Genomic DNA, 15024 nt, shown 5'->3' on the forward strand with positions numbered 1-15024 from the left:
CCCATGCCGAACTCAGAAGTGAAACGCCGTGGAGCCGATGGTAGTGTGGGGGTTCCCCCATGTGAGAGTAGGTCACCGCCAGACTATTAAATATGAGAAGCGCCCTATCGTTCAGATGGGGCGTTTTTTTTTGTTAATTGCCTGCCATTTTATCCTGTTATTTATTTAATTTTTCTTTATCAACGTGTTTACCTTGATCCCTTTATATGTAACAATCTTAGATAAGTAAAAGTTTTTTTGAGGTAGTCAGTGATCGATAATGATGGCTACCGTCCAAACGTCGGAATTATTATTTGCAATCGGCAGAGCCAGGTATTGTGGGCTCGTCGTTTTGGGCAAAATTCTTGGCAGTTTCCTCAGGGCGGAATTAATAATAATGAGACTCCAGAACAAGCAATGTTTAGGGAGTTAAATGAAGAAGTTGGATTATTACCTAAAGATGTAAAAATTCTTTCAGTAACTAATGGCTGGTTGCGTTATAAATTACCTAAAAGGATGGTGCGTTGGGATAATGAACCTGTGTGTATCGGGCAAAAGCAGAAATGGTTTTTATTAGAATTGATTTCTGATGCTTCAGCGATTAATTTATCTCTTACATCTACGCCAGAGTTTGATGACTGGAAATGGGTAAGTTATTGGTATCCAGTGCGTCAGGTGATTGCTTTTAAACGCGATGTGTATCGTAAAGCGATGAAAGAGTTTTCTTTAGTGACATTTTCTCTGCAAAATGATAGAGACTTATCTACCCCTGTCAGCCATGAAGCTCATGTGGTATCCAATAAATCGGGAGCAAAAAAACGGTTTAACTTTTTTGCTCATAAGCGTAAAAATAGACAACGGGTTAAAAAATGAAGCAATATCTAACCTTTCCTAATTTTGATCCAATTTTATTTTCAATTGGCCCTATTTCACTGCATTGGTATGGTGCAATGTATTTGTTTGGTGTGTTGGGTGCATTTTTCTTAGCAAATTGGCGCATTAAAAAACCAAATAGTGGCTGGACAAGAGCACAGGTTGAGAACTTACTTTTTTGGGGATTTTTAGGCCTATTTATCGGCGGACGTGTAGGCTATACATTATTCTATAACAGCCAAGTATTTTTTACTGATCCATTGGTATTATTCCGGGTATGGGAAGGCGGAATGTCATTTCATGGTGGACTAATTGGTGCTTTAGTCGTAATCGGCATATTTGCGATAAAAAATCATAAGTCTTTTTTTCAAGTATCTGATTTTGTTGCTCCTCTTATCCCTATTGGCTTGATGTTTGGTCGCTTGGGTAATTTTATTAATGGTGAACTGTGGGGACGAGTAACCGATTCTTCTATTGGTATGCTATTTCCGAGCTCTTGGGCTGCCGATGCCCTTTATGTTAAATCACACCCCGAATGGTTAGCACTATTTAATTCAACCGGTAATTTATTACCGCGTCATCCCTCACAACTCTATGAAATGCTTTTTGAAGGGATTGTTTTGTTTATTATTTTAAATATCTTCATTCGTAAACCAAGGCCTATTGGTAGCGTATCAGGATTATTCCTGCTGCTATATGGGTGTTTCCGATTTGCGATTGAGTTTTTCAGACAACCTGACGAACAATTAGGATTATTTTTTAATTTTATTAGCATGGGTCAGATTTTATGTCTGCCTATGATTATATTTGGTGCCATTTTTATTTATTATTCTTATAAGTATCCAGGTGGCCTAAAAATTCAAATTGGTACTTACAGTCTTTAAATATGTGTTGATAGGATGACATAATGAAACAGTATTTAGCGCTTATGCAAAAAATTTTAGATGACGGCACGGCAAAGTCAGATCGTACTGGAACCGGTACGTTATCTATTTTTGGACATCAGATGCGTTTCAATTTACAAGATGGTTTTCCATTGGTGACCACTAAGAAATGCCATTTAAGATCGATTATTCATGAACTGCTTTGGTTTTTAAAAGGTGATACAAATATTCAATACTTGAAGGATAATAAAGTCTCCATTTGGGACGAATGGGCTGATGCTAATGGCGATCTTGGTCCTGTTTATGGCAAGCAATGGCGTTCTTGGCAGGCTGCAGATGGGCGCCATATTGATCAAATTAGCCAACTGATCGAACAAGTTAAACATGATCCAGATTCTCGTCGTATGATTGTTTCAGCGTGGAATGTTGGTGAATTGGATCAGATGGCATTAGCACCTTGTCATGCTTTTTTCCAATTTTACGTTGCTGATGGCAAATTGTCTTGCCAGCTTTACCAGCGTTCATGTGATGTCTTCTTGGGATTACCGTTTAATATTGCTAGCTACTCGCTTTTAGTTCATATGATTGCTCAGCAGTGCGACTTAGAAGTTGGCGATTTTGTTTGGACTGGCGGTGATACGCACTTGTATTGTAATCATATGGAACAAACACATTTACAATTAAGCCGTGAACCTAAAGCACTGCCTAAATTGATCATTAAACGAAAACCGCCAACGATTTTTGACTATGTTTTTGAGGATTTTGAGATCGAAGGTTATGATCCTCATCCGGCAATAAAAGCACCGGTCGCAATTTAATATCCCCTATTTAAGTATATAGGTTTATCCTATATACTTAGCTCCGTCTAAATAACTTATATTATGTAATCAATGCAAAAACTTAATCGTATTATCTTATATTGTCGTTCTGGTTTTGAAAAAGAGTGTGCTGCTGAAATCACGGATAAAGCGGCTGAGTTTTCAATTTTTGGTTTTGCAAAAGTTAAGGAACAAACTGGTTTTATCGAATTTGAGTGCTATCAAGAGGGGGAAGCTGAAAAGCTACTGACTTCACTGAATTTTCGAACCTTAATTTTTGCCAGACAAATGTTTGTTGCTGGTAGTTTATTGACTGACCTTCCTGTTAACGATCGTATTAGTCCTATTATTGCGGCACTTGATGAGTGTGTGATTAAAATGGGATCTTTGCGAGTCGAAGTTGCTGACACCAATGAAGGAAAAGAGCTTACTAACTTTTGTCGCAAATTTACTGTGCCTTTAAGACAAGCATTACGTGATAAACGCCTTTTATTAAAAGTTGAAAATCCGCTTAAACCAGTGATGCATTTATTATTTATTAATAGTCACAGTTGCTTTGTTGGTTATTCCTATAGTAATAATAATTCACCTTTTTACATGGGTATCCCTCGTTTGAAATTTCCTGCTGATGCGCCAAGCCGTTCCACGCTAAAACTTGAAGAAGCATTTCATGTTTTAATTCCCTATGAAGAGTGGGATGAAAGATTGAAAGGTGGCTTAAATGCTGTTGATATTGGTGCTAGCCCAGGTGGCTGGACGTATCAATTAGTCAAACGTAGTATGATGGTTTACGCCGTTGATAATGGGGCTATGGATGAAAAATTGATGGAAAGTGGTCAGGTTAAACATTACCGAGAAGATGGATTCAAATTTCAGCCCAAAAAGAATAACATTTATTGGTTAGTGTGTGATATGGTGGAGAAACCGCTCAAAGTGACGAAATTAATTTCTGATTGGTTGATTCAGGGCTGGTGTCGAGAAACGATATTTAATTTAAAATTGCCAATGAAAAAACGTTATGAAGAAGTAAAACACAATCTTCAGTTGCTTGAAGATGAATTGAAGGCAAACCAAATAAATGTCCAGATTCAAGCTAAACACCTTTACCATGATCGTGAAGAAGTCACGGTTCATGTGCAAAGAATCTGGGGATAACGAATTAAAAGTGATTAAAATTATAATCAATCTAACTGCGATTGATTATTGATGTTTATAAAATCGATGAGAGCATATAAGATAATGATTAGACTACACTCTTTAGATTGTCTAGCTGATTTTGGGAAGAAATTTTTTAAAATTGCTTTTATATCTATACTATTAGGACTTTTGGTCGGCTGTCCCGCTTATGTATCAAAACAATTGAGTTTTGATGAAACCAAGGGGTCTCAATATTATTTATCGCAATATTCGTCTACTTCAGGCAATGAAAAAGTGGATTGGCAGTTGATGGCTATTCGTGCTTATATTATTGAAGGAAACGCAATAAAAGCGGAGCAATTATTTCAGCAATTACCTACTGATTTAAATAAAGCGCAACGACAAGAGGCACTGTTATTACAAGGTGAATTGGCGGTAATTAATGGCCAGTCTTTTGATCTGAATAAGCTGTCTTTATCTGCGTTAACTGATGCTGAAAAAATCCGTTATTATAATATCAAGCTTGGTTTGGATGGACAAAAACACGATGTTAATGGGCAAATTCGAGATTATATTGAATTACAAAAATATGGTTCGCCAGAACAACAGCATCGCGTAATCAATGATACGTGGACTTTTCTTTTATATTTAAACCAGACCGATATCAATAGTGTTTTAGTTTATGCTAATGAATCAATATTACAGGGTTGGATTGATTTAATTTATACCTATAGAAATAATATAAACACGTATACTATTGATGACAATGATGATCCAGATACCATTGCGAATAAAGAAGATGCTCAGTTTAATTTATTAAAAAATGCTGTTAATGAATGGCAAATTCAATATTCAAACCACCCAGCAGCATTATATCTGCCAAGAAATATTTATGGTAATAAATACCGCTTACCTGATGATACCACCAAGAAAAATGTTGCTTTATTCCTACCTATGAGCGGTTCTTCTAAGATATTTGGTAATGCAATTTATCTGGGGTATTCCGATGCTAATCAATTATACACTCAAGAAGCCCAACAAAATATTACGCTTTATGATACTAACAGCGCATCGTTGGATTCTTTAGTTAAGCAAGCACAGCAACAAGGCGCGGAATTAATCGTTGGGCCATTACTCAAGCAAGATGTATTAACTATACTGACCCTTTCGCCATCTATACCTGTTTTAGCGCTAAATAAAATGGATAAGTCGGACGTTTCAGCGAAAACTTCGACACCAATTTGTTTTTTTGCACTATCACCGGAAGATGAAGCGATTGATGCCGCTAATCATATTTATACTCAGAATAAAAAGAATCCACTCTTGCTTGTACCTAAAAATGATTTAGGTGAGCGAGTGGCAAATAGTTTTGCAGAGCAATGGCATTTAAATGATGCATCATCAAATGGCATCCACGTACAGTACTTTGAATCAGAAAAAGCGCTAAGCAATAAAATGAATGCAGGAGTGGGTATTGAGCTAGAAGGCTCATTGTTGACCAGTTCATCACCACTTAAAAATCAACAGGATATGGTAAATAATCTATTACCATCTGATGAGAGTGCTGTTGATGTCATATCTTCCGTTAATAATTCAGGGCCGTATGATGCGATTTATATCTATGCTTCACACAATGAGTTGGTACTGATAAAGTCAATGTTGGATATGAAATCGAATAAAACACAATTAGATGAGAATGGTAAAGTTTTATTAGATAAAAAAGGTAAGCCCATTGAAGTGGCAAAAATAATTCCTGCGATTTATACCAGTTCAAGAAGTAACATCGAGGATACAACGCAAGATTATCGTTATGATATGGATCGCGTTCAATTTAGTGATATTCCGATGATTTTAAATCAAAACCAATTAATCGAAAAATTACCGAGTTATATTAAAAATGATTATTCATTAGCACGTTTATATGCGATGGGGCTTGATGCTTGGCAGTTAGCAAACCGTTTTAACCAGCTACAATCTTACCAAATAGATGTTCTTGATGGTATGACGGGTAAATTGTCAACCACTCAGGGATGTGAAATCAACAGAGCGCTACCTTGGCATCAATATATGAATGGTAGCGATGTTATTGTCCCTTAATGGAAAATAAACAGCAGTTAGGTAAATATTACGAAGAACAAGCATGCCAGTTTTTGTGTCAGCAAGGAATGCGGTTGGTTGGAAAAAATAGCATTTCTCGATTGGGTGAAGTTGATTTGATTATGCAAGACGGTATGTGCTTGATATTTGTTGAGGTTCGTTATCGTAAAAATGATGTATATGGTGACGCACAATCGAGCATTACGGTCGTTAAACAACATAAAGTCATCAACGCTGCATATAGCTGGATGCAAAAGCACGACATAGATATAGAAACGAGCGAGTTTCGTTTTGATGTTATTGCCATAACAGGGCGTAAATTACACTGGATAAAGAATGCTTTTAGCGCTTAAATATCGTGAACAAGATTCCAGTGGCACAGTTAGGATTTAGAGATGCAAAGTGTAATAAAAAATTATTTTACGGAAAGTATTCAAGCTCAAATTGTGATGACGGAAGCACTAAGTGGTCCGATTGAGCAAGCCGCAAGCACCATAATTAATGCCTTACTTAATGGTAATAAAGTATTAACTTGTGGTAATAGCCTATCAGCTGCAAGTGCACAAATGTTCACAGCTCAGTTGGTGAGCGGTATTGATATTGAACGTCCTAATTTGCCAGCGATTGCATTAGTGGCGGATAATATTTTAATTAGTTCAATTGCTAATCACTATAATCAATTACATGATATTTATGCCAAGCAAATTCAAGCATTGGGCAATCAGGGTGATGTCCTAGTTGTTTTATCGCCAAATGGTAATGAAAAATCAATAATCCAAGCGGTACAAGATGCTGTGATTAAAGATTTGTCTATCATTACATTAACCGGTGGCGATGGTGGTGCAGTTATTGGATTGCTAGGGCAAAATGATATTGATATACGCATACCATCGTACAAAGAAAGAACAATTAGTGAAATGCAATTAATCGTTTTAAATTGCCTTTGTCAACTCATTGAAAATACACTTTTTATACATAAAGAAATTAATTAACATACAATACTTATATAAATAAGTAGACTGGAAAAGGGGATGAATCCATGAAAAAATTTGTGTTGGTTGCCGCATTAGTGTCTGGTAGCATGATGCTACAAGGCTGCGTTGCTGCGCTTGTGGGAGTTGGTGCTGGAACGGCTAAAGTTGCAACGGATCCAAGAACAACAGGAACTCAAGTGGATGATACAACACTTGATTCTAAAATCGGTATGAAATTTAAAGATGAAGGCGATTACTTTAAAGGATCACGAATTGTACCATCAACTTATGATGGTAATGTGCTCTTAATTGGTCAGGCAAAATCGCAAGCTGTCATTAATCGCGCGGTAGAGCTAGCTGAAAGTGTTGAGGGCGTTAAGAAAATCTATAATCAAGTTCGTATTGGTCCTATGGTTAACGCAATTACTATGACTAATGACGCATGGATTACAACAAAAGTTAAATCTGCATTGATCGGAAATAACGATACCAAGGCTCGTGATATTAAAGTGATAACTGAAGATGGCGAAGTTTTTTTAATTGGGATTGTAACGCCAGAGATAGGCCGTACGGCATCGGATGTGGCAAGTAAAGTTGCGAGTGTCAAACTCGTTACCACTATTTATACTTATAGTAATTAGTTCTCATTAACGACGCCCATATTGCGCTGCTAATATAGAGTTAGTAATATGGGATTGTGCAGGACTAGAGTTGAATTTAAATTCGTGATTATGTTAAAATTGTGCACATAAAATAATTATGGTTTATTTAACGAAACAATATTGGGATAATCTAATGATTACCATATTGTTGTTTATTCGTGTTGCTATCGAGCCAAATCGAATAAATCGTGATAATTCCATTGACGAAAACGACATTTAACGGTAAGATGCGCGCCTTATGCAAAATAGATTGCCTTTAACAATTGACCCAACTAAAGCCGCTCAAAAGAGATTGGATTATGCCGGAAATTATCTAGCTAAAAATGCCAACCGCTTAAGTGAGTTAGTTGAAAATGTAAATAGTGATATTGAATGCAGTTTATCATTTGGTTTTGATGAGCAGCGACTTTGTGTGATCTCAATTGACGCTAAAGTTACTGTAAAGCTGGAATGTCAGCGTTGTCAACAAGCTTATGATAAGTTAATTCATGTTAAAAATAAGTTTAGCCCTGTTAAGAGCGATGCTCAAGCAGAGGCCCTACCGGAGCATTATGAACCCGCTCTTGTTAATGAGTTTGGGGAAATTGATATGCTTTCATTGGTAGAGGAAGAGATTATCCTTTCTTTACCGATTGTACCGGTACATGATAGTGAACACTGCAAAGTGTCGGAAGCAGATTTTGTATTTGGTCAGATTCCAACCGAGGATGACAAGCCAAATCCATTTGCAATTTTAGCCAGTTTGAAAAATAAGCCCTAAAGAGAGGAGTTAGTCCATGGCCGTTCAACAGAATCGAAAAACTCGAGCAAAACGTGGTATGCGTCGCGCTCATGATGCATTAACTGTCGCAAATATCTCAGTTGATGAATCAGGTAAAACCCATTTACGTCATCATGTAACCGCTGATGGTTATTATCGTGGACGTAAAGTTATCAATAAGTAGTTTCTTGATATTTGGGTGATATTTTGGACAGTCTAACCATTGCGTTAGATGTTATGAGCGGGGACTTCGGTCCTCGCGTTGTCGTTCCTGCTGCATTACAAGCATTAAATCACTATCCAAACCTTCATCTTATTTTAGTTGGTCCGTCAGCTGAAATAACGCCTTTATTACCTAAACATTATCAACGTTTAACTATTGTTGAGTCTTCTTCTGTTATCGCTAATGATATGAAGCCTTCGCTTGCTATTCGACACAGTCAGGGTTCTTCAATGCGGATTGCGCTAGAGTTGGTTAAAAATAATCAAGCTCAAGCATGCGTGAGTGCTGGAAATACTGGGGCATTGATGGGGTTATCAAAATTATTATTACATGCTATTGATGGTATTGAGCGCCCGGCATTAGTTGCTATTTTACCCGCCTTGAACCAGCGAAATACTGTGGTATTAGACTTAGGCGCAAATGCTGAATGTAATAGTGATATGCTCGTACAATTTGCGTTAATGGGCGCTATTTTAGCGCGTACTAGCTTAAACATTGATAATCCTCGGGTTGCTTTGTTGAATATTGGTGAAGAAGACATCAAAGGTCTCGATAGTATTCGTGCTGCAGCGAGCATACTAAAAGCGGATAAAAATATTAATTTTATTGGCTATTTAGAAGGCAATGAAATCTTGACGGGCAAAACCGATGTGTTAGTTTGCGATGGTTTTGTCGGCAATGTCACATTAAAAACGGTCGAAGGCCTTATTAAAATTTTTTTATCGTCAACGCAACTTATGACTAAACGTCACTCTTTATTAATGAAGTTAGTGGGTCATTGGTTGCAAAAAAAGATGACAAAACATTTTGGTCATTTAGATCCTAACCATTATAATGGTGCGTGTTTGCTTGGTTTACAAAGTATTGTGATTAAAAGTCATGGTAGTGCAAATCAAAAATCATTTTTTGCAGCGATTGAGCAAGCGATATTGGCAATTAAACATAATATACCTGAAAGAATTGCGACAAGCCTTTCTTCTGCATTACCTAAGAGTGAAAATAATTGATGTATACAAAAATTTTAGGCACAGGAAGTTATCTTCCAAAACAGATCAGAACGAATGCTGATCTTGAGAAAATGGTTGATACTAGTGATGAATGGATCACAACTCGTACAGGTATCAAAGAACGACGGATTGCCGAACCGACAGAAACGGTTACTTCGATGGCGTATGGTGCGGCGATTAATGCCATTGAAATGGCTAATATTGATAAAAATGATATCGGTTTAATTATTGTTGCGACAGCAACATCTGCCAACGCATTTCCAAGTTCTGCAACCGAATTACAGGCCAAACTTGATTTGCCTGACTTAATTGCTTTTGATGTTTCTGCTGCTTGCTCTGGTTTTGTTTATGCGTTAGATATTGCCGATAAATATATTAAGACTGGCACAGTTAAATATGCTTTAGTTGTTGGGGCAGATATGCTTACACGAGGCATTGATCCAGAGGATAGAGGGACGATCATTCTATTTGGTGATGGTGCTGGCGCAGTGGTGATTGGTGCATCGCAAGAACAGGGTATTATTGCGACACATTTACATGCAGATGGTCGTTATGGTGATTTACTTAAATATCCTTATGTTGATCGCGCTGCACTAAGCGAACCGGCTTATATGGTAATGCAAGGGAATGATGTGTTCAAAGTAGCCGTTAGGGAGTTATCTAATTTGGTAGATGAAATGCTAACGGAAAATAATATTGATAAATCTGAATTAGATTGGTTAGTTCCTCATCAAGCGAATTTACGTATTATTTCTGCTACAGCAAAACGCTTAGACATGGATATGAGTAAAGTGATTGTGACATTGGATAAACAAGGTAATACTTCCGCTGCATCGGTACCTTGTGCATTAGATACGGGTGTTCGAGATGGTCGAATTAAGCGTGGCCACTTGCTGTTACTAGAAGCATTTGGTGGTGGTTTTGTTTGGGGATCGGCTTTAGTTCGATTCTAATATTGTTTAAATATTGGCGGTAGACCTGATTAATCTACTTAGCATTGATTAATCTCGGAAAGTTTAAAAGGTAAAAGGTAATTGAATGACTAAATTTGCGATGGTATTCCCTGGTCAGGGTTCTCAGAGTATCGGAATGCTTAATGAACTTGGCGAAAAATATTCAACGGTAAAAGCCGTATTTGACGAGGCTTCATCTGTATTAGGGTATGATCTTTGGCAACTCGTTCAAGCTGGCTCTGCTGAAGAATTGAATAAAACTTGGATTACGCAACCTGCCCTTTTAGCTGCATCAGTGGCTACTTTCCGTGTTTGGCAACAGGAAAATGGTTTAGCGCCGGAGTATCTCGCTGGCCATAGTTTAGGTGAATATTCAGCGTTAGTCTGTGCTGGCGTGATTGATTTTAAAGATGCAATCAAACTCGTTGAATTACGAGGTAAGTTGATGCAGGACGCTGTTCCAGCAGGTACTGGAGCGATGTATGCCATTATTGGTTTAGATAATGATTTAATTGTTAAAGCCTGTGAAGAGGCTGCTCAAGGTCAAGTGGTTGCTCCTGTTAATTTTAATTCACCAGGTCAAGTGGTTATCGCTGGTAATAAAGAAGCCGTTGAACGCGCAGGTGCTTTATGTAAAGAAGCCGGCGCTAAGCGCGCTTTACCATTAGCGGTAAGTGTACCATCTCACTGTGCTTTGATGAAACCTGCAGCAGATAAATTAGCAATAACATTGGAATCGATTACTTTCAATCAACCAGCACATCCGGTGATTAATAATGTTAATGCGAAAATTGAAAATGATGCACAAGCAATTAAACAAGCGTTAATTGCACAATTATATAGTCCTGTGCGTTGGACTGAAATTGTTGAGTATATGGCTAATAATGGTGCTTCTATCTTAATTGAAATAGGTCCTGGTAAAGTATTAACTGGATTAACTAAGCGGATTGTTGATTCACTTTCAGCTTATGCTGTTAATGACTCTACATCATTAACTTCTGCGTTAGAAAGTGTTAAATAGTAAAAGGAGCTGACATGAATTTATCAGGAAAAATTGCCCTAGTAACTGGTGCAAGCAGAGGGATTGGCCGAGCAATTGCTGAGAAACTCGTTGCAAAAGGTGCGACAGTTATTGGCACTGCTACAACGGAAAATGGTGCTCAAGCGATTAGCCAATATTTAGGGGAGCATGGTAAGGGTTTTGCCTTGAACGTGATAGATGAAAGCTCAATAACAGCAGTCATTGATGCGATTAAATCACAGTATGGTGATATTGATATCTTAGTGAATAATGCCGGTATTACGCGTGATAATTTATTGATGCGTATGAAAGATGATGAATGGCAAGATATTATTGATACTAACTTAACATCAGTGTTTCGTTTATCTAAAGCATTGATGCGCACGATGATGAAAAAACGCTATGGCCGAATTGTGACTATTGGTTCTGTAGTTGGTACTATGGGTAACGCCGGGCAAGCAAACTATGCAGCGGCTAAAGCGGGATTAATTGGATTTAGTAAATCACTTGCTCGTGAAGTTGCTTCACGTGGAATCACGGTGAATGTGGTCGCGCCAGGGTTTATTGAAACTGATATGACCAAAGCACTGACGGATGATCAACGTACTGCGATTTTATCACAAGTTCCTGCAAATCGTTTGGGTGAAGCGGGCGAGATAGCCAATGCTGTGGCGTTTTTAGTTTCTGATGAAGCGGCATATATAACGGGTGAAACTTTACATGTCAATGGTGGCATGTATATGGTTTAATTTGTTAGAATAGTGTAAAATAGGTCGAATTTTTGCTGAAATGAATAAAAAGTAATCAATTGGGTTGAAAAATTTAGTTGCAACTTTTTCAACATTTTATAAACTTACAATCACCGCCGATTTTGGCGATATTTATAGGAAAAAAAGAGTATGAGTACTATTGAAGAGCGAGTTAAAAAAATTATTGTTGAGCAACTTGGTGTTAAAGAAGAAGAAGTGAAAAATGAATCTTCTTTTATCGAAGATCTCGGTGCTGACTCACTTGATACAGTTGAATTAGTTATGGCTTTAGAAGAAGAATTTGATACAGAAATTCCTGACGAAGAAGCTGAAAAAATCACAACTGTTCAAGCAGCAATTGATTATGTGACAGCAAATCAATAAGGTTGGCAGAATTTTAAAAAGGCGATCTTGTGGTCGCCTCATTTTTGTTTGAAAATAAATGTCATCGTTGGCTTATTATGCAAAATAAGTGCAGTTCTTTTTTTTATTATCCTTTTCAGGAGGAACAACGTGTCTAAACGCAGAGTTGTTGTGACTGGAATGGGGCTAATATCTCCAGTTGGTAATACAGTCGAATCTACATGGCAAGCATTGTTAGCTGGTCAAAGCGGTGTAGAATTCATTGAACACTTTGATACAACCCCTTTCGCAACACGTTTCGCCGCTACGGTAAAAAACTTCAATGGCGAAGATTATAATATTACACGTAAAGATGCTCGTAAAATGGATTATTTTATCCAATATGGTATCGCAGCAGGTATACAAGCGATGCAAGATGCGGGTATTGAAATAACCGAACAAAATGCAACGCGTATTGGTTGTGCCATTGGTTCTGGTATTGGTGGGCTTGGTTTAATTGAAGAAAACCATAGCGCATTAATGAATGGTGGTCCACGCAAAATCAGTCCATTTTTTGTGCCATCAACCATTGTAAATATGATTGCAGGGCACTTATCAATTATTTATGGATTACGAGGACCGAGCATTACCATTGCAACCGCTTGTTCATCTGGTGTTCATAATATCGGCCATGCAGCACGTATGATTGCGTATGGTGATGCTGATGCGATGTTAGCAGGTGGCGGTGAGAAAGCCAGTACACCATTAGGTATTGGTGGCTTTGGTGCAGCGCGAGCTTTATCGACTAACAATGATAATCCTACAGGTGCAAGTCGTCCTTGGGATAAAGATCGTGATGGTTTCGTTCTGGGTGATGGTGCCGGTATCATGTTCCTTGAAGAGTATGAACATGCTAAAAAACGTGGTGCTAAGATTTATGCTGAAGTGGTTGGATTTGGGATGAGCGGTGACGCTTATCATATGACATCACCACCAGAAGATGGTAGCGGAGCTGCATTAGCGATGGCGTGTGCGATTCGTGACGCAGGTATTACACCTGAGCAAGTTGGCTATATCAATGCTCACGGCACATCTACCCCTGCAGGCGATAAAGCTGAAACACAAGCAGTGAAATCGATTTTTAAAGAGAACAGCCATAAAGTTATGGTGAGCTCGACTAAATCGATGATTGGTCATTTATTGGGTGCAGCGGGTGCTGTTGAATCAATTTTCACTATTCTTGCATTACGTGATCAAGCGATTCCACCAACAATTAACTTAGATAATCCAGATGAAGGATGTGACTTAGATTATGTTCCTCATACGGCTCGTCAGGTCAAAAACATGGAGTACGCTCTTTGTAACTCATTTGGTTTTGGCGGAACGAATGGTTCTGTATTATTTAAGAAAGTCTAATCGCTTTTTTCCCGATTGATATTCCGTTGGTTTCAGCGGAATATTTTTCCTCTAGACTTACCGGTCTAGTATATTGGTTATCCATACGCTAATTTCTCGATAGTAGAACTCACAATTCATAATCATTATTTTAATTGTTCAATCACTTCGTTAATTTGTTGAGTCAAGCTTTCGATACCGCCACCGGACAAATACCAAAGATCAGCGGTGAGATAAACAATTTTTGTGCCCGCTTTAGCCAGTATATTATTATCAAAATGGTTGGTGTCTAGCGCTTTTTGACCTATTGCCTGACTTCTATCAACAATAAAAATGATATTAGGCTTATGAGTTGCAATATAGTCGTTATCAATTAGGATCATTGTAGGTTTTTCAGTGAAATTAGATACATGTTTACTTGAAGGTATGGCACGTTTTATTTTTAATACATCATAAATTAGCGCTGGTCTAGCGCCTGCATTGGTTAAAATTACTTTGCCATCATTATGCAGCGCAACAATAGCATTTTTATGACTTGCTTGTGCAATTTGTTGTGCTTGTTGTATATGTGCTTCGAGTGCTTGAATGGATTTGCGTGCAATATCCTGTGTACCGGTTATTTGCCCAAGTAGAGTGATATTGCTTTTAGTTGATTCAACGTAATTCGCAGGATTTGTTTCTAAGTTTATGACTGGTGCGATTTGCGATAATTGATCTAACCGTTTTGCTTGTCGACCACCGATAATAATAAGATCAGGGTGCTGGTTTTTAATCAGATCCAAATTAGGTTCTTTCATATTGCCAGTATTAATCACATGAGCATTGTTATATTGTGTTAAATAATGCGGTATTGCTGTTAATGATGTGCCAACAACCAAGTCTCTTTTTCCAAGTGCATCGAGCGTATCTAATGCGCCGTAATTCATGACGACAATTCTCTGTGGTAATTTAGGTATCACAACGATTTGGTCATTATGTTCCACGCTCATAGTTTCTGTTGATTTACAGGCTGCTAATCCTAAAATAATTGCGGCAATGCTACTTAAAATCAGTTTTCTTTTCATTAATCCTATCCTCATTCTAACTAATCATAATAATTATTAGTTAATTAACTATATTTGTCTACAAATAATATTGATAATCATTATCA

The 15024-nt window shown here is 37.7% G+C and carries 17 protein-coding genes and 1 rRNA gene; 17 read left to right on the forward strand and 1 reads right to left on the reverse strand.

Annotation, left to right across the window (positions count from 1 at the left end; translation table 11 throughout):
* The 17 genes from rrf to fabF form a co-directional block, all read left to right on the forward strand.
* Positions 1 to 84: ribosomal RNA gene (gene rrf / locus DES39_RS00005) — 5S ribosomal RNA — on the forward strand; the annotation flags it as partial.
* A 165-nt stretch (positions 85 to 249) separates the two neighbouring features.
* Entirely contained in the window at positions 250 to 852 is a 603-nt protein-coding gene (gene rppH, locus DES39_RS00010) for an RNA pyrophosphohydrolase (RefSeq protein WP_121143734.1), read from the forward strand.
* The gene (gene lgt, locus DES39_RS00015; protein WP_121143735.1) at positions 849 to 1736 is read left to right on the forward strand and encodes a prolipoprotein diacylglyceryl transferase; all 888 of its coding nucleotides are present in this window, start codon (positions 849 to 851) and stop codon (positions 1734 to 1736) included. The genes rppH and lgt overlap by 4 nt, the downstream gene beginning before the upstream one ends.
* A 23-nt stretch (positions 1737 to 1759) precedes the next feature.
* On the forward strand, positions 1760 to 2554 hold the full coding sequence (gene thyA, locus DES39_RS00020; RefSeq protein WP_121143736.1) for a thymidylate synthase: 795 nt from the start codon (positions 1760 to 1762) through the stop codon (positions 2552 to 2554).
* Positions 2555 to 2626: 72 nt separating this feature from the next.
* A complete protein-coding gene (gene rlmM, locus DES39_RS00025) occupies positions 2627 to 3709 on the forward strand; it encodes a 23S rRNA (cytidine(2498)-2'-O)-methyltransferase RlmM (RefSeq protein ID WP_121143737.1) in 1083 nt (360 codons plus the stop codon).
* An 84-nt stretch (positions 3710 to 3793) separates the two neighbouring features.
* Positions 3794 to 5788, forward strand: a complete 1995-nt coding sequence (locus DES39_RS00030) for a penicillin-binding protein activator (protein WP_170143291.1) — start codon at positions 3794 to 3796, stop codon at positions 5786 to 5788.
* Positions 5788 to 6141, forward strand: coding sequence for a YraN family protein (locus tag DES39_RS00035; protein ID WP_121143739.1), 354 nt, complete (start codon positions 5788 to 5790; stop codon positions 6139 to 6141). The genes DES39_RS00030 and DES39_RS00035 overlap by 1 nt, the downstream gene beginning before the upstream one ends.
* Positions 6142 to 6183: 42 nt before the next feature.
* Positions 6184 to 6780 carry an SIS domain-containing protein gene (locus DES39_RS00040; protein ID WP_121143740.1) on the forward strand — a complete coding sequence of 199 codons (597 nt, stop codon included), beginning with the start codon at positions 6184 to 6186 and terminating at the stop codon, positions 6778 to 6780.
* Positions 6781 to 6827: 47 nt separating this feature from the next.
* A complete protein-coding gene (gene dolP / locus DES39_RS00045) occupies positions 6828 to 7403 on the forward strand; it encodes a division/outer membrane stress-associated lipid-binding lipoprotein (protein WP_121143741.1) in 576 nt (191 codons plus the stop codon).
* A gap of 259 nt (positions 7404 to 7662) precedes the next feature.
* Positions 7663 to 8184, forward strand: coding sequence for a 23S rRNA accumulation protein YceD (gene yceD, locus DES39_RS00050; protein WP_121143742.1), 522 nt, complete (start codon positions 7663 to 7665; stop codon positions 8182 to 8184).
* Between the two features lie 16 nt (positions 8185 to 8200).
* Entirely contained in the window at positions 8201 to 8368 is a 168-nt protein-coding gene (rpmF, locus tag DES39_RS00055) for a 50S ribosomal protein L32 (RefSeq protein ID WP_121143743.1), read from the forward strand.
* A 23-nt stretch (positions 8369 to 8391) separates the two neighbouring features.
* Positions 8392 to 9414 carry a phosphate acyltransferase PlsX gene (plsX, locus tag DES39_RS00060; RefSeq protein WP_121144735.1) on the forward strand — a complete coding sequence of 341 codons (1023 nt, stop codon included), beginning with the start codon at positions 8392 to 8394 and terminating at the stop codon, positions 9412 to 9414.
* On the forward strand, positions 9414 to 10367 hold the full coding sequence (locus DES39_RS00065; protein ID WP_121143744.1) for a beta-ketoacyl-ACP synthase III: 954 nt from the start codon (positions 9414 to 9416) through the stop codon (positions 10365 to 10367). Before plsX ends, DES39_RS00065 begins: the two co-directional genes overlap by 1 nt.
* A gap of 85 nt (positions 10368 to 10452) precedes the next feature.
* Complete coding sequence (gene fabD, locus DES39_RS00070; RefSeq protein WP_121143745.1) at positions 10453 to 11388, forward strand: ACP S-malonyltransferase; 936 nt, start codon at positions 10453 to 10455, stop codon at positions 11386 to 11388.
* A 14-nt stretch (positions 11389 to 11402) separates the two neighbouring features.
* A complete protein-coding gene (gene fabG, locus DES39_RS00075) occupies positions 11403 to 12137 on the forward strand; it encodes a 3-oxoacyl-ACP reductase FabG (protein ID WP_121143746.1) in 735 nt (244 codons plus the stop codon).
* Positions 12138 to 12287: 150 nt separating this feature from the next.
* Positions 12288 to 12521 (forward strand): acyl carrier protein, encoded by a 234-nt coding sequence (gene acpP, locus DES39_RS00080; protein WP_121143747.1) that lies wholly within the window; start codon positions 12288 to 12290, stop codon positions 12519 to 12521.
* A 129-nt stretch (positions 12522 to 12650) separates the two neighbouring features.
* Positions 12651 to 13895: a beta-ketoacyl-ACP synthase II gene (fabF, locus tag DES39_RS00085; RefSeq protein WP_121143748.1), complete on the forward strand. Its 1245-nt coding sequence runs from the start codon at positions 12651 to 12653 to the stop codon at positions 13893 to 13895.
* 125 nt (positions 13896 to 14020) lie between these two features.
* On the opposite strand, the gene DES39_RS00090 is transcribed toward fabF, so the two are convergent.
* Positions 14021 to 14938 carry a siderophore ABC transporter substrate-binding protein gene (locus DES39_RS00090; RefSeq protein ID WP_170143292.1) on the reverse strand — a complete coding sequence of 306 codons (918 nt, stop codon included), beginning with the start codon at positions 14936 to 14938 and terminating at the stop codon, positions 14021 to 14023.
* Positions 14939 to 15024 lie beyond the last annotated feature (86 nt).

The sequence above is a fragment of the Orbus hercynius genome, from assembly GCF_003634275.1.
Classification (GTDB): Bacteria; Pseudomonadota; Gammaproteobacteria; order Enterobacterales; family Orbaceae; genus Orbus; species Orbus hercynius.